At 68.1% G+C, this 20473-nt stretch carries 22 protein-coding genes; 15 read left to right on the top strand and 7 right to left on the bottom strand.

The features are described 5' to 3' along the window. Positions 1-6: 6 nt before the first annotated feature. Positions 7-990 (bottom strand): zinc-dependent alcohol dehydrogenase family protein, encoded by a 984-nt coding sequence (locus BLW81_RS00230; protein WP_083405445.1) that lies wholly within the window; start codon positions 988-990, stop codon positions 7-9. 124 nt (positions 991-1114) lie between these two features. Next, positions 1115-1927, bottom strand: a complete 813-nt coding sequence (locus BLW81_RS00225) for an acyl-CoA thioesterase (RefSeq protein WP_083405444.1) — start codon at positions 1925-1927, stop codon at positions 1115-1117. A gap of 28 nt (positions 1928-1955) precedes the next feature. On the opposite strand from BLW81_RS00225, the gene BLW81_RS00220 reads away from it, so the two are divergent. From BLW81_RS00220 to BLW81_RS00210, 3 genes are all read left to right on the top strand, one after another. Continuing rightward, positions 1956-2552, top strand: coding sequence for a TetR/AcrR family transcriptional regulator (locus BLW81_RS00220; RefSeq protein ID WP_083405443.1), 597 nt, complete (start codon positions 1956-1958; stop codon positions 2550-2552). 90 nt (positions 2553-2642) lie between these two features. Next, the gene (locus tag BLW81_RS00215; protein WP_083405442.1) at positions 2643-3395 is read left to right on the top strand and encodes a deoxyribonuclease IV; all 753 of its coding nucleotides are present in this window, start codon (positions 2643-2645) and stop codon (positions 3393-3395) included. A 128-nt stretch (positions 3396-3523) separates the two neighbouring features. After that, on the top strand, positions 3524-4597 hold the full coding sequence (locus BLW81_RS00210) for a phosphatase PAP2 family protein (protein WP_162277416.1): 1074 nt from the start codon (positions 3524-3526) through the stop codon (positions 4595-4597). On the opposite strand, the gene BLW81_RS00205 is transcribed toward BLW81_RS00210, so the two are convergent. Beyond that, positions 4512-5531: a class I SAM-dependent methyltransferase gene (locus tag BLW81_RS00205; RefSeq protein ID WP_157897513.1), complete on the bottom strand. Its 1020-nt coding sequence runs from the start codon at positions 5529-5531 to the stop codon at positions 4512-4514. The genes BLW81_RS00210 and BLW81_RS00205 overlap by 86 nt on opposite strands. An 85-nt stretch (positions 5532-5616) precedes the next feature. Between BLW81_RS00205 and BLW81_RS00200 the strand changes: the two genes are divergently transcribed. The 4 genes from BLW81_RS00200 to BLW81_RS00185 all read left to right on the top strand — a co-directional run bounded on the left by BLW81_RS00200 (position 5617) and on the right by BLW81_RS00185 (position 9776). After that, the gene (locus BLW81_RS00200) at positions 5617-7245 is read left to right on the top strand and encodes an acyl-CoA dehydrogenase family protein (RefSeq protein ID WP_083405440.1); all 1629 of its coding nucleotides are present in this window, start codon (positions 5617-5619) and stop codon (positions 7243-7245) included. 94 nt (positions 7246-7339) lie between these two features. Beyond that, complete coding sequence (locus BLW81_RS00195) at positions 7340-8278, top strand: crotonase/enoyl-CoA hydratase family protein (RefSeq protein ID WP_083405439.1); 939 nt, start codon at positions 7340-7342, stop codon at positions 8276-8278. 20 nt (positions 8279-8298) lie between these two features. Then, positions 8299-9012, top strand: coding sequence for a PaaX family transcriptional regulator C-terminal domain-containing protein (locus BLW81_RS00190; RefSeq protein WP_407662302.1), 714 nt, complete (start codon positions 8299-8301; stop codon positions 9010-9012). Further along, positions 9009-9776 (top strand): crotonase/enoyl-CoA hydratase family protein, encoded by a 768-nt coding sequence (locus BLW81_RS00185; RefSeq protein ID WP_173839558.1) that lies wholly within the window; start codon positions 9009-9011, stop codon positions 9774-9776. The genes BLW81_RS00190 and BLW81_RS00185 overlap by 4 nt, the downstream gene beginning before the upstream one ends. 3 nt (positions 9777-9779) lie before the next feature. Here BLW81_RS00185 and BLW81_RS00180 read toward each other — a convergent pair whose 3' ends face one another. From BLW81_RS00180 to BLW81_RS00170, 3 genes are read right to left on the bottom strand one after another with little or no spacing between them, the layout of a single operon-like run. After that, positions 9780-10643, bottom strand: coding sequence for a class I SAM-dependent methyltransferase (locus tag BLW81_RS00180; RefSeq protein WP_197680347.1), 864 nt, complete (start codon positions 10641-10643; stop codon positions 9780-9782). 45 nt (positions 10644-10688) lie between these two features. After that, complete coding sequence (locus BLW81_RS00175) at positions 10689-11087, bottom strand: DUF3060 domain-containing protein (protein ID WP_083405435.1); 399 nt, start codon at positions 11085-11087, stop codon at positions 10689-10691. Beyond that, positions 11084-11518, bottom strand: a complete 435-nt coding sequence (locus tag BLW81_RS00170) for a DUF3060 domain-containing protein (RefSeq protein ID WP_083405434.1) — start codon at positions 11516-11518, stop codon at positions 11084-11086. The genes BLW81_RS00175 and BLW81_RS00170 overlap by 4 nt, the downstream gene beginning before the upstream one ends. A gap of 88 nt (positions 11519-11606) precedes the next feature. Between BLW81_RS00170 and BLW81_RS00165 the strand changes: the two genes are divergently transcribed. From BLW81_RS00165 to BLW81_RS00130, 8 genes are all read left to right on the top strand, one after another. Next, positions 11607-12140: a DUF3558 domain-containing protein gene (locus tag BLW81_RS00165; RefSeq protein ID WP_083405433.1), complete on the top strand. Its 534-nt coding sequence runs from the start codon at positions 11607-11609 to the stop codon at positions 12138-12140. 2 nt (positions 12141-12142) lie between these two features. Further along, positions 12143-12667 carry a DUF3558 domain-containing protein gene (locus BLW81_RS00160; RefSeq protein ID WP_083405432.1) on the top strand — a complete coding sequence of 175 codons (525 nt, stop codon included), beginning with the start codon at positions 12143-12145 and terminating at the stop codon, positions 12665-12667. Between the two features lie 75 nt (positions 12668-12742). Further along, a complete protein-coding gene (locus BLW81_RS00155) occupies positions 12743-13330 on the top strand; it encodes a TetR/AcrR family transcriptional regulator (protein ID WP_083405431.1) in 588 nt (195 codons plus the stop codon). A gap of 295 nt (positions 13331-13625) precedes the next feature. Beyond that, complete coding sequence (gene rpsL, locus BLW81_RS00150) at positions 13626-14000, top strand: 30S ribosomal protein S12 (RefSeq protein ID WP_014209181.1); 375 nt, start codon at positions 13626-13628, stop codon at positions 13998-14000. After that, positions 14000-14470: a 30S ribosomal protein S7 gene (gene rpsG / locus BLW81_RS00145; protein ID WP_067090928.1), complete on the top strand. Its 471-nt coding sequence runs from the start codon at positions 14000-14002 to the stop codon at positions 14468-14470. The genes rpsL and rpsG overlap by 1 nt, the downstream gene beginning before the upstream one ends. Positions 14471-14543: 73 nt before the next feature. Then, a complete protein-coding gene (fusA, locus tag BLW81_RS00140) occupies positions 14544-16649 on the top strand; it encodes an elongation factor G (protein WP_083405430.1) in 2106 nt (701 codons plus the stop codon). Positions 16650-16738: 89 nt separating this feature from the next. Then, a complete protein-coding gene (tuf, locus tag BLW81_RS00135) occupies positions 16739-17929 on the top strand; it encodes an elongation factor Tu (protein ID WP_083405429.1) in 1191 nt (396 codons plus the stop codon). A 314-nt stretch (positions 17930-18243) separates the two neighbouring features. Then, the gene (locus BLW81_RS00130) at positions 18244-19098 is read left to right on the top strand and encodes a cutinase family protein (RefSeq protein ID WP_083405428.1); all 855 of its coding nucleotides are present in this window, start codon (positions 18244-18246) and stop codon (positions 19096-19098) included. Here the strand turns inward: BLW81_RS00130 and BLW81_RS00125 are convergent. After that, positions 19073-20422, bottom strand: a complete 1350-nt coding sequence (locus BLW81_RS00125; RefSeq protein ID WP_235632127.1) for an MFS transporter — start codon at positions 20420-20422, stop codon at positions 19073-19075. The genes BLW81_RS00130 and BLW81_RS00125 overlap by 26 nt on opposite strands. Between the last annotated feature and the right edge of the window lie 51 nt (positions 20423-20473).

Below are 20473 nucleotides of genomic sequence, written 5' to 3'. Positions count from 1 at the left end.
GGCTCCTCAGTCGAAGGTGAACAGGACCTTGCCACCGCGCTGGGTGGCCTGCGCGTGTGTGAACGCCTTGAGGTACTCGTCGAGGGGATAGGTGGCCTCGACCGGCACCGACAGGTCACCGTCGGCCACCAGGTGAGCAAGGTGCGACAGCGTCGCGGCGATCTCGTCCCGCGGCGCCCGGGAGTACCAGTTGCCGAGCCAAAACCCGGTGTAGGACACCTCTTTGGCGAACAGCGCGGCCGACGAGGGTCCCGTCGGCGCGCCGGTCAGCGACCCGTAGGTGATCGCCGTCCCGCCGAACTCCAGCGCACCGACCAGCTCTGCCGCGTGGTCTCCGCCAAGGGGATCGAGCACCAGCCGCAACTGCTGATCGCCGAGTTCGCGCGCGATGTCGGCGGCCAGAGTCGGACCGCTCACCAGTACGGCGTCGCCGCCGGCCCGCCGGATCTCGTCGGCGGCCTCTTCGCGGCGAACCACGTTGAGCGTTCTCAATCCTCGTCGCCTGGCCAGCGCCACCACCAGCCGACCGACCGCCGAGTTCGCCGCGGTCTGGCCGATCCAGTCGCCGACCTTCAGGTCCACGCGTTCCAGCAGAAGATGGGCGGTCGCCGGGTTGATCGTCACCATCGCCAACTGCAGGGGGTCGGCGGCGTCGGGAACCTCGATCACGTCGGTCTCGGCGACGACGACCTGCTGCGACCAGGTGCCGTATTCGTATGTGGGCAACAGGATCACCCGCTTGCCGACGATGGCGGTGTCCACGCCGGGACCGACCTGTTCGACGACGCCGACGCCCTCGGCGCCGATCGTGGCCGGCGGTGTCGGGTGCGCGAGATACTTCCCGCGAATCAGTAAAAGATCCGACGGGTTGATCGCGGCGGCCTCGAGCCGGACCGACACCTGACCCCAGCTCGGCGTCGGTGCGGGACTGTCTTGGAGTACGACCGAATCCTCGGGCTTGCCGAACTTGGTCAACACAAGATGCTGCACAGGAACCTCCTACCTCGATGCTGCGCATCAAAGTACACCGAGCGGTACCGCGAGTGCTACACCCTGTGATCAATACCGTGATCAGGAATACCGGACGGTACCGTGCAGGTTCAGTATGGGTTCGTCACCGGCCGAAGGAGTCTTTGTAGTAGACGGTCTGGTTGGAGGTCACGAGCAGCGCGCCGCCGCGGGACCACAACTGCGCGGTCTGGTCGAAGTAACCGCGTGCGAACTGTTGGCCCTGCGCGGTGGCGAGCACGAAGTCGTCGCCCAGTTCGGCGACCTCGGCGGCGTCCACATGGAAGTACGTCGTCATCGAGATGGTGCCCGCAGGCACCGGCTTGCCGCGACGCAGGTACACCCGGGGATAGAAGATGTCGGAAAGCGCTGCCAGAGCGCTGAAGTCGAGGACGCGTCCCGGGGCGTGACGCACCCACAGAGTCGTCGCCGACGACGCCCGCGGAATACCGTCGCCGGGCGGCCGGCCCTCGACGAAGCGCAGATCGTAGTTCTGCAGGAACGCAACGCCTTCCGGACCGTTCGACCGCTCGACCGCGCCTGGCTCCGGCACGACGGGCATCACCGCCTCGGTGCCCGACCAGGCGTCGCGGCGTAGGCCGAAAACCGCAGTGGCCGTTGACACCACACCGTCGTCCTGGCTCATCGTGGCCGTCCAGTGTTGATTGGAACGGTTGGCGCGAACCAGCGTGGTGTCGATCGTGAACTGCCCGTCAGCGACCGGGGCGGCGAAGTTCACGGTGAGAGCGACCGGATCACCGGACCGGTCCGGGTGTTGCTCGATGGCATGCAGGAGTGCGGCGGCGGTTGCCCCGCCGAACGGGCCCACCATGTTGGCGTACTCGGGGACGGTGCGACCCAGCAGGCGGTGATCGGCGCCGGGCCGCAGATCGATCGCCGCCTCGAACGGGTGGGTCATTGTTCCTCCTTGCGGTTGAGCTCTCTGCATGGTACCGATCGGTATACTCACAACCGTGACGACCGAGACGCCCGCGCGGGGTGGCCGGGGCGCGCGTGAGCGTCTCGCTGCCACCGCCGCCAAGCTGTTCTACCGCAACGGCATCAACGCCACCGGCGTCGAGATGGTCATCCAGCAGGCCAAGGTGTCCAAACGAACGCTCTATCAACATTTCTCGAGTAAGACCGAGCTCGTCGAGAACTACCTGCGGATGTTCGACGCGGAGGGCACGCCGATGGAGCGGCCCCTGGACCGGACCGACCTGGCTCCGCGTGAGCGGCTGTTGGCGATCTTCGACGCGCCTCCGGTCGAGCAGTTCCGCGGCTGCCCGTTCCACAACGCCGCGGTCGAGTCGGCCGGCGCCTGGCCCACCGTCGACGAGTTGGTCCGCACCCACAAACGCCGCTTCGCCGAGCGGCTCGTCGCGGTGGCCGGGGAGGCCGGTGCCGCCGACCCGTACGCGCTGGGCAACCAGCTGCTGGTGCTCTTCGAGGGTGCGACGGCGCTGGCGACCTCGCTGAACGACACCGCCGCGCTGCTGCACGCCCGCGCCGCCGCGGCGAAGCTCATCGACGAGGCGACCTGACTGTCGGGGCTCAGGCCTACTTAAATGGGCGGGCTCCTCAACGCGGCTCGTTCCTCGCCGCTTGATCGTCGCCCGCCTAGAATCGGGACCGTGCTCATTGGCTCGCACGTCCACGGTGACGACCCCCTCGCCGCTGCCCAAGCCGACGGCGCTGACGTCGTGCAGTTCTTCCTCGGCAACCCGCAAAGCTGGAAGAAGCCCAAACCCCGCGAGGACGCCGACGCGCTGCGTGCGTCCAGCGTCCCGATCTACGTCCACGCGCCGTACTTGATCAACGTCGCGTCGGCCAACAACCGGGTCCGCATCCCGTCGCGCAAGATCCTGCAGGACACCTGCGACGCAGCCGCCGACGTCGGCGCCACCGCGGTGATCGTGCACGGCGGCCACGCCGACGACAACGACATGGAGGCGGGCTTCGAGCGCTGGGTCAAGGCGCTGGACTACCTCGAGACCGATGTACCCGTCTATCTGGAGAACACCGCCGGCGGCGATCACGCGATGGCGCGGCACTTCGACGTCATCGCCCGGCTGTGGGACCACATCGGTGACAAAGGCATCGGGTTCTGCCTCGACACCTGCCACGCCTGGGCGGCCGGCGAGGCCCTGATCGACGCCGTCGACCGCATCAAGGCCATCACCGGCCGCATCGACCTGGTGCACTGCAACGACTCGCGCGACGCCGCCGGCTCGGGCGCCGACCGGCACGCCAACTTCGGCACCGGTCAAATCGACCCGCAGTTGCTGGTCGCGGTCGTCGAGGCGGCCGACGCCCCGGTGATCTGCGAAACCGCCGACGAGGGCCGCAAGGACGACATCGCGTTTCTTCGCGACAACCTCGGCTAGCGAGGTCACGAAACGCTAACCGAACGGCCCGGTAACTCGCGGTGACCTCGCGGTGAACTAGATTCTTCCGAGTGGCCGCGGTGGACGAGTCATCGATCGCGCCTCCGCGTGCCGTCGAACAGCTAGACCTGAGCGGGTTGCCCGAACCGGTCGACAAGCGCGCACGGCGGCTGACTATCCTGCGGCGCGTGGCGGTCCTGACCTGGGCCGTGGTGATCGTCTATCGCACCATCACAACGGGTTTCGCGTTCAACCGCGAACTGGTGTTGCTCTACATCGCCACCGGGTTGCTGGCCGCCAGCATCGGCCAGGGCCGAAAGATGCTCTACGTCATCCGGGACTGGCTGCCGTTCGCGCTGGTGCTGATCGCCTATGACCTGAGCCGGGGCGCCGCGGACATGATCGGGCGACCGACGCTGTGGGAGTGGCCGGTCGAGGTCGATCGCTGGCTGTTTGCCGGCACCGTGCCGACCGTGTGGCTGCAGGAGCAGCTCAAACAGGGCCATCCGCCGTGGTGGGAAATCGTCTTGAGCTGCGTCTACATGTCGTTCTTCATCCTGCCGTACGTGGTGGCCGGGGTGCTGTGGCTGCGTGACCGCGAGGAGTGGAAAGCATTCGTGCGCCTGTTCGTCGGGCTGAACTTCGTGGGCTTGCTCATCTACGCCCTGGTGCCGGCCGCGCCGCCGTGGGCAGCGGCCCGGTGCACACCGGCTGACGTCGCCGGCGGACCGGCCGACGCGCGCTGCATGTTCCGCTCGGCGCGCGGAGTGCCCGACGGCGGTGTCCTCGGGGCGATGCAGAGCAGTCAGGACGGGGCGAACCCGTGGATCGAGCGGATCGTCGGTCGCGGCTGGGGCAACCTGAACATGCATACCGCCAGCGCGCTGCTCGATGCGGGGCAAGCCAGCGTCAACCTGGTGGCAGCAATACCGTCGCTGCACGCCGGCATGACAGCGGCGATCGCAGCCTTCCTGTGGCACCGCGTGCACGGGGCGTGGCGTCCCCTGCTGGCGGCCTATGTGCTCATGATGGCGTTCACGTTGGTGTACACCGCCGAGCACTACGTCATCGACATCCTGCTGGGTTGGGCGCTGGCGGCGGCGGTGATCCTCGCGCTCAACCGGTTCGATGCCCGTAGACGAGCCAGCGCATCTCGACGGGCGACTGTTCCGGTGCCAGATCGAACAGGTCCCGACCGCTGACCCAGTCGGCGTACCAGCTGGTCGGCGGCCATGCCCCGGCGGGCAGATTCGCGCGCTCGTAGTCGAACACCGAGTCGTCGGCGATCAGGTCTAGCGGCAATCCGCCTAACGCTGCGGTCATTTCGTCGCGGGTGAAGATGCTGGTGTAGACCTGCTGACCCAGCTCGCGGGCGGCGTCGTCGGGTTCGTAGCCGTCGCGGGCCAGGAACGTGTTGAACACCAGCCGCCCGCCGGGCGCCAGCTGTGCGGCGGCCAGTTCGAACAGCGCCCGCAACTGGGCCGTGCTGCGGAAGTCCGAGACCACCTCCGAGAGCAGGATCAGCTGGTAGTCGGCGCGCAGGTCGTCGGCCGTCGTGAAGATGTCGCGGGTCAGCACCCGCAGATCGAGGTGCTCACGCTGGGCGTCGGCGCGGATGACGTCGGCGAAATCGGCGGTCATCTCGACGGCGTCGACGGGATGGCCGCGGCGCGCCAGCGCCAGCGCATTGCGCCCGGTGCCGGCGCCGATGTCGAGCACCGGACACTCCGCAGGGGTGGCGGCCTCGCCGGCCAGCGCCCAGATGCGCGCGTCGGGTTCGGTGCCGAACAGCGGCGGCTCGCGGGTGGACAGCCAGTTCGCGTACGCGCCCTCGACGGTGTACCACTCGGCCTTGACGTGGTAGTTGAGCACGGTGCCGATCGGCGCCTCGATCGAGATCACGATGTTGGACCGCGGCGAGCGTTCGTAGGCGATCGCGAGCTGCCCGGCGATCACCTGCCGGCAGTTGTCGAGCTGTTCGGCGGAGAACTTGCGGCCGACCGCGGTGAAAATGCTGTCGCACATCTGCACGTACTCGTCGATCATCGCGGGGACGGCGGGCAGCGTGATCGTGCTGGCGACGATGGACCGGCGGTGCAGCCGCCGCGCCATCGACTCGCGAAGCGTCAGGTCCATTGGACTCTTCTACCGGACATCCGGGACGCCCGCGGGGCTGTTACGACTCTTGTGCAGTTGTCGGTCAAAGTGTAATAGTGGCGTCATGCCAGACACGCACGTCGTCACCAATCAGGTCCCGCCGCTGGAGGACTACAACCCGGCCACCTCGCCGGTGCTGACCGAGGCGCTGATCCGCGAGGGCGGTGAGTGGGGGCTCGACGAGGTCACCGAACTGGGCGCGCTGTCGGGGTCGCGGCAGGCGCAGCGGTGGGGCGAGCTCGCCGACCGCAACCAGCCGATCCTGCGCACGCACGACCGCTACGGCCACCGCGTCGACGAGGTCGAGTACGACCCGGCGTACCACTCGCTGATGACGGTCGCGGTCGGGCACGGGCTGCACGGCGCGCCGTGGGCCGACGACCGCCCCGGCGCCCATGTCGTGCGGGCCGCCAAGACGTCGGTGTGGACACCCGAACCCGGCCACATCTGCCCGATCTCGATGACCTACGCCGTCGTCCCGGCGCTGCGGCACAACCCGGAGCTGGCCGCGGTGTACGAGCCCCTGCTGACCAGCCGCGTCTACGACCCCGAGTTGAAGGTGCCGACGACCAAGGCCGGCATCACCGCCGGCATGTCGATGACCGAGAAGCAGGGCGGCTCCGACGTGCGGGCGGGCACCACCGAGGCCACGCCCAACGGCGACGGGACGTACTCGCTGCGCGGGCACAAGTGGTTCACCTCGGCGCCGATGTGCGACATCTTCCTGGTGCTCGCGCAGGCGCCCGGCGGGTTGTCGTGCTTCCTGCTGCCGCGCGTGCTGCCCGACGGCACCCGCAACCGGATGTTGTTGCAGCGGCTCAAGGACAAGCTCGGCAACCACGCCAACGCCTCGTCGGAGGTGGAGTACGACGGCGCGGTGGCCTGGCTCGTCGGCGAAGAGGGCCGCGGTGTGCCGACGATCATCGAAATGGTCAACCTGACCCGGCTGGACTGCACGCTGGGCAGCGCGACGAGTATGCGCAACGGGTTGGCCCGCGCGATCCATCACGCGCAGCACCGAAAGGCGTTCGGCGAGTATCTGATCGACCAGCCGCTGATGCGCAACGTGCTGGCCGATCTGGCGGTCGAGGCGGAGGCGGCGACGATGGTGGCCATGCGGATGGCCGGCGCGACCGACGCGGCGGTGCGCGGGGATTCGCGTGAGGCGCTGCTGCGGCGCATCGGGCTGGCGGCCAGCAAGTACTGGGTGTGCAAGCGCGCCACCCCGCACGCGGCCGAGGCGATGGAATGCCTGGGCGGCAACGGCTACGTCGAGGAGTCGGGCATGCCGCGGCTGTACCGCGAAGCGCCGCTGATGGGCATCTGGGAGGGCTCGGGCAATGTCAGCGCGTTGGATACGTTGCGCGCCATGGCGACTCGACCGGAATGCATCGACGTGCTGTTCGACGAGCTGGGTGTGACGGCCGGTGCCGATCCGCGGCTGGACGCATTCGTCGGCGCGTTGCGGCCCGCACTGGGCGATCTCGAGACCATTCAGTACCGCGCCCGCAAGGTCGCCGAGGACATCAGCCTGGCGTTGCAGGGCTCGCTGCTGGTGCGCCACGGTCATCCGGCCGTCGCCGAGGCGTTCCTGGCCACCCGGACGGGCCGCGCGTGGGGCGGCGCGTTCGGGACGCTGCCGACGGGCCTGGACCTGGCCCCGATCATCGAGCGCGCGTTGGTGAAGGCGTGAGGTTTCTCCGCGAGCAGACGCAAACTGTCCTGATATCGCGGGTTTTCGGGTCATTTCGCGACTGCTCGCGGGGAGAAAGTGAGGTGAGCCGTTCATGACTCACGCGATCAGGCCCGTCGACTTCGACGACCTCAAGACCATGACCTACGAGGTCACCGACCGGGTCGCGCGCATCACGTTCAACCGGCCGGAGAAGGGCAACGCGATCGTCGCGGACACGCCGCTGGAGTTGTCGGCGCTGGTGGAACGGGCCGACCTGGATCCGAATGTGCACGTGATCCTGGTTTCCGGTCGGGGAGAGGGCTTTTGCGCGGGATTTGACCTGTCGGCGTACGCGGAGGGCTCCTCGTCGGCCGGCGGCGGCAGCCCGTACCGCGACACCGTGCTCTCGGGTAAGACGCAGGCCGTCAACCATCTGCCCGATCAGCCGTGGGACCCGATGATCGACTATCAGATGATGAGCCGGTTCGTGCGCGGCTTCTCCAGCCTGATGCACTGCGACAAGCCGACGGTCGTCAAGATCCACGGCTACTGCGTGGCCGGCGGCACCGACATCGCGCTGCATGCCGACCAGGTGATCGCGGCGGCCGACGCGAAGATCGGCTACCCGCCGACCCGGGTATGGGGTGTGCCCGCGGCCGGGATGTGGGCGCACCGGCTCGGTGATCAGCGCGCGAAACGTCTTCTGCTGACCGGTGATTCGATCACCGGCGCGCAGGCGGCCGAGTGGGGGCTGGCGGTCGAGGCGCCGTCGCCCGAGGACCTCGACGAGCGCACCGAACGGCTGGTCGCCCGGATCGCCGCAGTGCCGATCAACCAGCTGATCATGGTCAAGCTGGCGATGAACTCGGCGCTCTACAACCAGGGCACCGCGAACAGCGCGATGGTCTCGACGGTGTTCGACGGGATCGCCCGCCACACGCCCGAGGGCCATGCGTTCGTCGCACAGTCGCGCGAGCACGGGTTCCGCGAAGCGGTCCGCCAGCGCGACGAGCCGTTCGGCGACCACGGCCGCAAGGCCTCCGGGGTCTGATGCCCAGGTCGCTGTCGCGGATGACAGCCCGCTCCGTGGTGCTGAGCGTGTTGCTCGGCGCCCACCCGGCGTGGGCGACCGCGAGCGAACTGATCAGGCTCACCGCGGATTTCGACATCCGTGAGCCGACGGTGCGGGTTGCGCTGACGCGGATGGTCAGCGCGGGGGACCTGGTGCGCTCCGAGGACGGCTACCGGCTGTCGGACCGGCTGCTGGCGCGTCAACGCCGGCAGGACGACGCGATCGATCCGCGGCTGCGCGCATGGAACGGCGAGTGGACGATGCTGGCGATCACCAGCGTCGGCGTCGACGCACGGGCCCGCGCCGCGCTGCGGAACACGTTGCAAGAGCATCGGTTCGCCGAGCTTCGCGAGGGCGTGTGGCTGCGGCCGGACAACCTCGACTCCACCCTGCCCGCCGATGTGCTGCGGCGCGGACGGCTGATGCGGGTGCGCGACGACGAGCCGGTGTCGCTCGCGGCACAGCTCTGGGACTTGGACGGCTGGGCGCGCGCGGGCCACAAGATGCTGACCGAAATGTCGGCGGCCGCCGACGTACCCGCGCGGTTCGGTGTCGCCGCGGCGATCGTGCGGCACCTGCTGACCGATCCGGTGCTGCCGCCCGAACTGCTGCCCGACGACTGGCCCGGTGCCGCACTGCGTCGGGCCTACAACGACTTCGCCGCCGAACTGTCCACGCGGCGCGATGGTGTTCAACTGATGGAGGCGACATGACGGCTGGTGGAGTGCGGGTCGAGAAGAACGGTCCGGTGACCACGGTGATCATGGACCGGCCGCAGGCGCGCAATGCGGTCAACGGACCCGCGGCTGCCGAACTGTTCGCCGCGTTCGACGAGTTCGACAAGGACGACTCCGCGGCCGTCGCCGTCCTCTGGGGCGACAACGAAACCTTCTGCGCCGGAGCCGATCTGAAGGCGTTCGGCACACCGGACGCCAACCCCGTGCACCGCACCGGACCCGGGCCGATGGGGCCGAGCCGGATGGCGCTGTCCAAGCCGGTGATCGCCGCGGTCAGCGGATACGCCGTCGCCGGTGGACTGGAGTTGGCGCTGTGGTGCGACATGCGGGTGGTCGAGGAGGACGCGATCATGGGTGTGTTCTGCCGCCGGTGGGGGGTGCCGCTGATCGACGGCGGCACCGTGCGGCTGCCGCGGCTCATCGGGCACAGCCGTGCGATGGACCTGATCCTGACCGGCCGCGCGGTCGATGCGGCCGAGGCGTTGTCGATCGGCCTGGCGAACCGCGTGGTGCCGAAGGGGGAGGCGCGTCAGCGCGCGGAAGAACTCGCCGCCGAACTGGCCAAGCTGCCGCAGCAGTGCATGCGCGCCGACCGGTTGTCGGCGCTGAACCAGTGGGGCCGGTCGGAGGCCGAGGCGATGGATTTCGAGTTCGGCAGCATGTCGCGCGTGGCCGCCGAATCACTGGAGGGCGCAGCGCGATTCGCCGCCGGAGCGGGGCGACACGGCGCCAACGCCTGACGCCTACGGGGCCGCGGCCACAGCCATCAGGTGAGGGCTGGCCCCGAGCAGCGCCGGCTCGTCCTCGATCCGCTCGATGGCGCGCAGGACCGTCGCGCGCTGCCTCGGGTCCGCCAGCGCGGCGTCGATCTCCGCATCGGGTGCGGCCACCGGGCCTTCGACCGGCAGGACACGCGTGTCGAGGAAACCCGCCGCGGCCACTTCGGCGGCCAGCTCCTCGGGGCGGTGAAAGTAGGCCAGCGTGAACCACTCCGGCCGTTCGGCCGCGTCGGGGTTGCGGTGCACACCCGTGTCGAGAGTGTGGTCGACCATGGCCGCGAACCGCGCGTCGAGCAGATAGCCGAGCGCCAGACCGTCCATGGTCGAGGCGAATCTGGAGATGGCGGCGGCCATCAACCGTCCGCCGGGGCGCAGCACCCGTCGGGCCTCGGCCAGTGCGCGCGCTCGGTCGGCGGCGTCGACCAGGTGGTACAGCGGGCCGAACAGCAACACCGCGTCTGCGCCGGCGTCGGGAATGCCGGCCAGCTCGCGGGCGTCGCCGAGTGCGACGCCGGCCAGCGGTGCATCGGCTTGCGCCTCGGAATTGGCCCGCGCGGCCTCGACGTGGCGGGCCACCGGGTCGATCAGGTGGACGCGATATCCGTTGCGCGCCAACGGCAGTGCGTACGCGCCCTCGGCTCCGCCGATATCGAGTACCTTCGCCGGTGGCGGCGGCAGGAAACGGCGGAGCAGTTCGCGGGTGCGTTCACCCTCGAGGCGGGCCCGGGTAAAGAGTCGGTCGCCCTCGTCGGTGATCGCGTAGTGGGTGAGAATGTCGCGCTCCACATCCATCGCCTCATCGGAGCATCCCGGAGGCGGCGCTGTCACGCGATTTGTTGCACCGTCGATGCGGCGCCGGCGTGCGAAAGGCGGTCAGCCCTTGGTGATCTTGTTGTTGTTGCCCGTGTCGTTGACGCTCGGGTCGCCGTCCTGGTAGGTCACGGTGTTGTTCAGGCCGACGACGCTGATCTCCTTGTCGATCCTGTCGAACGTGACCTTGTTGTCCGCGCCGCCGATGTTCACGTTCGCGCAGGTGCCCTTGACCGTCAGCGTGTTGTTGGACCCGCCGATGTTGAGTGATTTGCCGTCCGCGCAATCGATCTCGGCGGTGGTGCCGAACGACCCGTAGTTGATCGTGTTGCCGACCTCGACCTGCGCACCCGACGAACCCGCAGTGGCGGTCGGGGTGTTCGTGTCGCTGCTCTCCGAGCCGCAGCCGGCCAGCATCACCGCGGCCGCGGCGGCTCCGGCGATCGCGAGCCGCGCGCTCATGCCGGCACCCGATCGATCCGGTTGGTCATGCCCAGTTCGCGGCCGCGGTCGACGACGGCCGGGGCGCCGTTCTTGTAGAGCACCGTCTGGTCCCAGCCGTAGACCGTCACGTCGTTGATGACGTTGTCGGCGATGACCACGTTGCCGCTGCCCTGCATCGTCACCGCCCAGCAGGTGCCCAGCGCGGTGATCCGGTTGTTGGCACCGTTGACCAGAAGCGTCGAGTTCCTGCAGTCGATGACCTCGGTGACGCCGATGCCGGTGATGTGGGTGTCGGTCCCGCGCTCGCTGCCGACGACGCTGTTGTCGGCGCACTGACGCAGGATCGGGTTGCAGATCACCGGTTGCGCGTGCGCGAGGGGCGCGGCCGCGATCAGCGGAAGCGCGATGCTCGAAGCCGCAAGTGACCGGGCCACCACAGTCCACGTCATGGCAGAGAGCGTACGTCGCCGGGTGCGGGTCTCGACAGCGGTTCGCCCGAGTCGCTATTAACAGCCGCGCTGGGTACCGTGAGCGGCGATGCGTTGGCAGGTCAGCCCGATTTCTGTCGCGGCGGTCGTAGCGATGTTGACGGTGGCAGGGTGTGCTCAGACCGTCGACGGAACCGCGCAACGCGCGCTGTCGAACGCGCCCGATCCCGACCGCAACTACGGATACGTCGACGACCGCTGCGGGCTGCTGTCCGACGACACCGTCCGCGAGATTCTCGCCGCCGACGACATCAGCCGCCCCTACAGCGGCGCCGTCTGCCAGTACGTGCTGTTCCGCGGCGACGCGGCCATCGACGTCACGTTCTCCTGGTTCGGCACCGGCGACCTCGACCGCGAGCGGAACCTGGCCGTCGAGCGCGGCGCCGAGGTCACCGACCTCGTCGTCGAACGCCATCTCGCGTTCACCGCGCGCCGCGACGTCACCGGCACCGCCTGCTCGGTCACCGCCGCCGCCGGCAGCGGGGTGCTCAGCTGGTGGGTGCAGCTGCGCGACGCGGCCACCGGCAACCCGTGCGTCGACGCCGAGAAACTGCTGTCGGCCACCCTGAAGTCGGACATGTGACCATGGCAGCCCCTCGATTACTGCGGATCTGCGCCGTCGCGGCCTGCGCAGCGGTGCTCGCCGGCTGCGGCTCGGACGCCGACGAACCGGCCCGCCCGGCGTCGCCGTCGGCCGCAGGCTTCAACAGCGTGGACTGCAACGGCATCACCGACGCCGACATCGCCGCCGCCGTCGGCAGGGCGGAGTTCACCAAGGCGGTGGTCAGCGACGCCGGCTGCTTCTGGCAGGAGGAGACCCTGTTCGGGACGGTCGGCGCGGGCATGGGCATCTCGACGTGGTGGTACCGCGGCAGCGACATGGACACCGAACGCAAGCTCGAACAGCAGGCCGGTCGCACGCTGACCGAACTGTCGCTCGACGGCAACAAGGGGTTCAAGGCGTTCGACGGCAACGCGTGCAGCTTCTATGTGGCCAAGGGCGACGACGTCATTACCTGGTCGATCCAGACCATGAACCCCGCCGCGCTGCCCGATCTGTGTTCGATCACCGAACAACTCGCCGAGCTCAGCCAGGAGCGCGTCAACTGAATCACGGGAACTAGAGGTGTTAGTTTTCTCGTGGACTCTTTCGGATCGACGACTCGGGCAGGGGGCGGTGCGCGCATGGCTCAGCCGTCGAGTTCCCCGGCCCGCCGGTCGCCGCGGCTGAGCCGCGAGTCGATCGTCAACGCGGCGCTGACCTTCCTGGACCGCGAAGGCTGGGACGCGCTGACCATCAACGCGCTGGCCAACCAGCTCGGCACCAAGGGCCCGTCGCTGTACAACCACGTCGACAGCCTTGATGACCTGCGCCGAACCGTGCGGATGCGGGTCGTCGGCGACATCATCGGCATGCTCACCAACGTGGCCGAAGGCCGCACCCGCGACGACGCGGTGACCGCGATGGCCAGTGCCTACCGCAGCTACGCCCACCACCATCCGGGCCGCTACTCGGCGTTCACCCGGATGCCGCTGGGCGGCGACGACCCGGACTTCACTGAGGCGACGAGGGCAGCCGCCGAACCCGTCATCGCGGTGCTGGCGTCCTACGGACTCGAGGGTGAGAACGCGTTCTATGCGGCGCTGGAGTTCTGGTCGGCGATGCACGGTTTCGTGCTGCTGGAGATGACCGGCGCGATGCAGGGCATCGACAGCGACGCCGTGTACAGCGATATGGTGGTGCGACTGGCGTCCGGCATGGAACGCCGGTAGAACGTAACCTGACCTGCGATTAGGGCGCGCGCGACGAGTTTTGGAGCGCTGCGCCGGTGCTGGTATTGTGGACGATCGTGCCTGGCAGATAAGGCGCTGGCGGCTGGTTTGAAGCGCAAGCGTGCCTGCACGCCGGGCTAATTTGCATGTCGCCATGCCCTTGAGAATTGAGGCAATGCCGAATTGTCTCGGGCGGACGCGTGCGACACACCCGATCGCGGGGTACGTGACCGGGGACAAAAGTGCAGTACAGAGACTTAGAACAACGCAGGAACGCAACACAGGAAGCCGGTAGATGCCAACCATCCAGCAGCTGGTCCGCAAGGGTCGCCGCGACAAGATCGCCAAGGTGAAGACTGCGGCCCTCAAGGGCAGCCCGCAGCGTCGCGGGGTGTGCACACGCGTGTACACCACCACCCCGAAGAAGCCGAACTCGGCGCTTCGCAAGGTCGCCCGCGTGAAGCTGACCAGTGCGGTCGAGGTCACCGCCTACATCCCGGGCGAGGGTCACAACCTGCAGGAGCACTCGATGGTGCTCGTGCGTGGCGGCCGTGTGAAGGACCTGCCGGGTGTGCGCTACAAGATCATCCGCGGCTCGCTGGACACCCAGGGTGTCAAGAACCGCAAGCAGGCCCGGAGCCGCTACGGCGCGAAGAAGGAGAAGAGCTGATGCCGCGCAAGGGACCCGCGCCCAAGCGTCCGTTGGTCAACGATCCGGTCTACGGGTCGCAGCTGGTCACCCAGCTGGTCAACAAGGTTCTGCTGGACGGGAAGAAATCGCTGGCCGAACGCATTGTTTATGGTGCGCTCGAACAGGCTCGTGAGAAGACCGGCACCGATCCGGTGGTCACCCTCAAGCGCGCTCTGGACAACGTCAAGCCGGCCCTCGAGGTGCGCAGCCGCCGCGTCGGCGGTGCGACCTACCAGGTTCCCGTCGAGGTCCGTCCGGATCGTTCGGTCACCCTGGCGCTGCGCTGGCTGGTCAGCTTCTCCAAGGCCCGCCGCGAAAAGACCATGATCGAGCGCCTGGCGAACGAGATCCTCGACGCCAGCAACGGCCTGGGTGCCGCCGTCAAGCGGCGTGAGGACACCCACAAGATGGCCGAGGCAAACCGCGCCTTCGCGCACTACCGCTGGTGATAGCCGCCGGCGAGCAGTGTTGCCGCCGGCGCAATGACCACACAGCACCTACCAAGCGAGAGAGAAGACTTCTGTGGCACAGAAGGACGTGCTTACCGACCTGAACAAGGTCCGCAACATCGGCATCATGGCGCACATCGATGCCGGTAAGACCACGACGACCGAGCGCATCCTGTACTACACGGGCGTCAACTACAAGATCGGCGAGACGCACGACGGCGCCTCGACCACCGACTGGATGGAGCAGGAGCAGGAGCGGGGGATCACCATCACCTCCGCGGCCGTCACGTGCTTCTGGAACGACAACCAGATCAACATCATCGACACCCCGGGCCACGTCGACTTCACCGTCGAGGTGGAGCGTTCGCTGCGCGTGCTCGACGGTGCCGTCGCCGTCTTCGACGGCAAGGAAGGTGTCGAGCCGCAGTCCGAGCAGGTGTGGCGTCAGGCCGACAAGTACGACGTGCCGCGTATCTGCTTCGTCAACAAGATGGACAAGCTCGGCGCGGACTTCTACTTCACCGTGCGCACCATCGAGGAGCGCCTCGGTGCGAAGCCGCTGGTGATCCAGCTGCCGATCGGCGCGGAGAACGACTTCATCGGCATCATCGACCTGGTCGAGATGCGCGCGAAGGTGTGGCGCGGCGAGACCGCCCTCGGTGAGAAGTACGAGATCGAGGACATCCCCGCGGAGCTGGCCGAGCAGGCCGACGAGTACCGCACCAAGCTGCTCGAGACCGTCGCCGAGTCCGACGAGGAGCTGCTGGAGAAGTACTTCGGTGGTGAAGAGCTGACGGTCGCCGAGATCAAGGGCGCCATCCGCAAGCTCACCGTCAACTCCGAGCTGTACCCGGTGCTGTGCGGCAGCGCGTTCAAGAACAAGGGCGTGCAGCCCATGCTCGACGCGGTCATCGACTACCTGCCCTCGCCGCTGGACGTCGAGTCCGTCCAGGGCCACGTGCCGGGCAAAGAGGACGAGGCCATCAGCCGGAAGCCGTCGACCGACGAGCCGTTCTCGGCGCTGGCGTTCAAGATCGCGGTGCACCCGTTCTTCGGCAAGCTGACCTACGTGCGCGTCTACTCCGGCACGGTGGAGTCCGGCTCGCAGGTCATCAACTCGACCAAGGGCAAGAAGGAGCGGCTGGGCAAGCTGTTCCAGATGCACGCCAACAAGGAGAACCCGGTTGAGCGGGCCTCCGCGGGGCACATCTACGCGGTGATCGGTCTCAAGGACACCACCACCGGCGACACGCTGTCCGACGCCAACGAGCAGATCGTGCTCGAGTCGATGACGTTCCCGGACCCGGTGATCGAGGTGGCCATCGAGCCCAAGACCAAGAGCGACCAGGAGAAGCTCGGCACGGCGATCCAGAAGCTGGCCGAAGAGGATCCGACGTTCAAGGTCCACCTGGACCAGGAGACCGGTCAGACCGTCATCGGCGGTATGGGCGAGCTGCACCTCGACATCCTCGTCGACCGGATGAAGCGCGAGTTCAAGGTCGAGGCCAACGTCGGTAAGCCGCAGGTGGCCTACCGCGAGACGATCAAGCGCAAGGTTGAGAAGGTCGAGTTCACCCACAAGAAGCAGACGGGTGGCTCGGGCCAGTTCGCGAAGGTGCTCATCGACCTCGAGCCGTTCACCGGCGAGGACGGGGCGACCTACGAGTTCGAGAACAAGGTCACCGGTGGCCGTATCCCGCGCGAGTACATCCCGTCGGTGGATGCCGGTGCGCAGGACGCGATGCAGTACGGCGTGCTCGCCGGCTACCCGCTGGTGAACCTGAAGGTCACTCTGCTCGACGGTGCCTACCACGAGGTGGACTCGTCGGAAATGGCGTTCAAAGTTGCGGGTTCACAGGTGCTGAAGAAGGCCGCGCAGGCGGCCCAGCCGGTGATCCTCGAGCCGATCATGGCGGTCGAAGTGACCACACCCGAGGACTACATGGGTGAAGTGATCGGCGACCTGAACTCCCGCCGTGGTCAGATCCAGGCCATGGAGGAGCGGGCCGGTGCTCGCGTCGTCAAGGCGCAGGTACCGCTGTCGGAGATGTTCGGCTACGTCGGCGACCTTCGGTCGAAGACCCAGGGCCGGGCGAACTACTCCATGGTGTTCGACTCGTACGCCGAGGTTCCGGCGACGGTGTCGAAGGAGATCATCGCGAAGGCGACGGGTCAGTAATCTGACCCGCTGGTTTCGCGGGACCACACAACTGCAAAGATCAACACTGCTTCAAGACAAGCACTAACACAGTCCAGGAGGACAACACAGTGGCGAAGGCGAAGTTCGAGCGGACGAAGCCGCACGTCAACATCGGGACCATTGGTCACGTTGACCACGGCAAGACCACGCTGACCGCAGCAATCACCAAGGTGCTGCACGACAAGTACCCGGAGTTGAACGAGTCGCGCGCATTCGACCAGATCGACAATGCGCCTGAGGAGCGTCAGCGCGGCATCACGATCAACATCTCCCACGTGGAGTACCAGACCGAGAAGCGTCACTACGCGCACGTCGACGCCCCCGGTCACGCCGACTACATCAAGAACATGATCACCGGTGCCGCCCAGATGGACGGCGCGATCCTGGTGGTCGCCGCGACCGACGGCCCGATGCCGCAGACGCGTGAGCACGTGCTGCTCGCCCGTCAGGTGGGCGTGCCCTACATCCTCGTGGCGCTGAACAAGTCGGACGCGGTCGACGACGAGGAGCTCATCGAGCTCGTCGAGATGGAGGTCCGCGAACTGCTGGCCGCCCAGGAGTTCGACGAGGAGGCCCCGGTCATCCGCGTGTCGGCGCTCAAGGCGCTCGAGGGTGACGAGAAGTGGGTCAAGAGCATCGAAGAGCTGATGGACGCGGTCGACGAGTCGATCCCGGACCCGGTTCGCGAGACCGACAAGCCGTTCCTGATGCCCGTCGAGGACGTCTTCACGATCACCGGCCGCGGCACCGTGGTCACCGGTCGTGTGGAGCGCGGCATCATCAACGTGAACGAGGAAGTCGAGATCGTCGGCATCCGCCCCGACACCACCAAGACCACGGTCACCGGTGTCGAGATGTTCCGCAAGCTGCTCGACCAGGGCCAGGCCGGTGACAACGTCGGTCTGCTGCTGCGCGGCATCAAGCGTGAGGACGTCGAGCGCGGCCAGGTCGTCGTGAAGCCCGGCACCACCACCCCGCACACCGAGTTCGACGGCCAGGTCTACATCCTGTCCAAGGACGAGGGTGGCCGCCACACGCCGTTCTTCAACAACTACCGTCCGCAGTTCTACTTCCGGACCACGGACGTGACCGGCGTGGTGACCCTGCCTGAGGGCACCGAGATGGTGATGCCCGGTGACAACACCGACATCTCCGTCAAGCTGATCCAGCCCGTCGCCATGGACGAGGGCCTGCGGTTCGCCATCCGCGAGGGTGGCCGCACCGTCGGCGCCGGCCGGGTGACCAAGATCCACAAGTGATCTAGTTCTGCCGTGAAGCGGCGCTCACCTTCGGGTGGGCGCCGCTTTCGCATTCTGCGGCGAGTTCTACGTCAGGGTTGTGATCGGTCGGCGATCGCAGCCCTGGTGTAGAAATCGCGACCGTTGGACGCGCGGGCGCCTGCCTCTGCGCGGCGAGTTCTACGTGGGGGTTGTGATCGGTCGAGGATCGCAGCCCTGGTGTAGAAATCGCGAGCGTGGGGCGGGCCCAACGGCGCCTCAGCTGTAACACCCGGCGCCCAAACCGCGATGTACTTCGCGTATGCCCTGGTCGGGTAAAGAAGGGTAAGGGTTTCATGTTCGGTCGTCTCACGTCGTTCGTCAGCGCAGCCGCGGTCGCGGGCGCCGCCTTCGCGGTGCTGTCCACCGGGTCCGCGCAGGCCCAGCCTGACTGCCCCGACGTGCACTGGATCGGTGCCGCCGGCTCCGGCGAGCGCACGCCCGCCGAGGTCACCCAGAACGACGGGATGGGCCGCGTGGTCTACCGGTCGCTGCAGGAACTGTCGGCGGAGGTCGCCAAGGACGGCCGCACCATGACCGCCGAGGCCGTCGCCTACCCGGCCGTCGAGGTGCCCGGCGAAGACGGCGGCATCGGCGAGTGGCTCGGCTTCATGGGCAGCGTCGACACCGGCGCGGCCGCGCTCGGCCAGCAGTACTCGGCATTCGTGCAGCGCTGCCCGGCGTCGAAGGTGGTGCTGGCCGGCTACTCGCAGGGCGCCATGGTCGTGCACCGCAACCTTGCGGCCCTCGAAGCGAGCCCCAACCTCGCCGCGGTGCTGCTCGTCGCCGACGGCGACCGGCTGCCGGCGGACCCGACGATGAACTTCGGCAGCGCCGCGGGTATCCCCGAGCGCGGCAAGGGTGTCGCGCAGGACTGGCCGATCCTGGCCCACGCGCCCGCCCCGCTGTCGCCGGCCATGGGCGCCCGCACGATCAGCGTCTGCGATCTCAACGACGCCGTGTGCGACTACGACGAGGACGCTGACGACTCCTCGGCGGCGTATGCCCGGCGCGTGGCCGTGCACACCAGCTACGCCCGCACCCCGGGCCTGCCGTGGACGGCGCCGCTGCACTTCCTGCTCGGGCCGGCGCCCACGACGGCCGATGCGCAACCGATGGTTCCGCTCAACGCGAGCGCGCCGACTCCGTAGTCTCCGAACGCGCGAGCCACAGCACCAGCGCTCCGGCGGCCAGCAGCGCGGCCGCCAGCGCCCCGAGGATGAGGTCGACGGCGTCGGCTGGTTCAATTCCGTTGCGGCCCAACATCTCCAGCACCGTCGATGCCACCGCGACGCCGACACCCGCCATCGACACCAGCACCGTCAGCGTCACGCCGGCCGCCTCGCCGGCGCGCTCGGGCCGGACGACGGCCTGGGTCGCGACCGTCGTGAATGCGTACACCAGGCCCAGCGTCGACCCGCACGCCGTCAGCGCCAGCAGGTAGCCGACCCAGCCGCCCGACACCGCCAGCGCGGCCAGGCTGACCGCGGCCAGCACCGTCGTCACGCCCATCACCACCGGCGGTTGACGCACGGCGAGCCGGCCCGCCAGCACACCGCCGATGGCCGCGCCCGCCGACGGACCGAGGAACGCCAGCCCCGCCAGCAGCGGGTCCATCCCCCGCACCTGTTGCAGGAACAGCGTCGACAGGAAGATGGCGACCGCGTAAGCGACGTTGGCGGCCGTGCCGGCGACGACGAGCAGCGTGAACCGCGGATCGCGCAGCAGCATGAGATCGACCAGCGGCCAGCGCACGCGGTTCTCCACGACGACGAACACCGCCAGCGCGACCAGCGACCCGGTGAACGCGATCACCGTCCAGGCCGAAAGCCATCCCCATGTCGGTGCCCGGTCGAATGTCAGTGTGAACAAGCCGATCCCGATGCTGATCAACGCCAGACCGCTGATGTCGATCCGCCTCGGTGCCGACTCGTCGAAGGACTCGTTCACCGTGCGCGCCGCGATCACCAACGACGCCAACGTGATCGGCACGTTCAGCCAGAAGATCCACCGCCAACCGACGGTGTCGGTGAGCAGGCCACCGATCAGCGGACCCGCCGCGTTGCCCAAAGCCGCGATCCCGTAGGCCGTTCCGATGGCGTGGCCGGCCTTGGCGGTGTCATAGGTGTTGGTCAGCACGCTGACCGACACCGGGAAGATCAGCGCGGCGCCCAGGCCCTGCACGACGCGAAACACGATGAGCGACACCACCGACGGTGCGACCGCGCACGCCACCGACGCCAGGCCGAACAACGCCACCCCGGTGAGCAGTGCGCGGCGCCGCCCGAAGATGTCGCCGATGCGCCCGGCGGGCACCATGAACGCACCCAGCGCCAGCATGTAGGCGCTGATCAGCCACTGCAGATCCGTCGCGGTCTGATCGAACTCGGCCGCGATGCGCGGCAGCGCCAGGTTCATCGCGAAGTAGTCGATCTGCACGCAGAACAAGGCCAGCGCGACGGCGCCAGGATCCACCTCGCCCTGGTGTCCGCCCCCGACGTCATCGACCGACGATACGGCTCATTC

The sequence above is a fragment of the Mycolicibacterium rutilum genome, assembly GCF_900108565.1.
Lineage (GTDB): Bacteria > Actinomycetota > Actinomycetes > Mycobacteriales > Mycobacteriaceae > Mycobacterium > Mycobacterium rutilum.
Note: the sequence above shows the minus strand (reverse complement) of the source record. Positions and strands in the feature narration are given on the sequence as shown.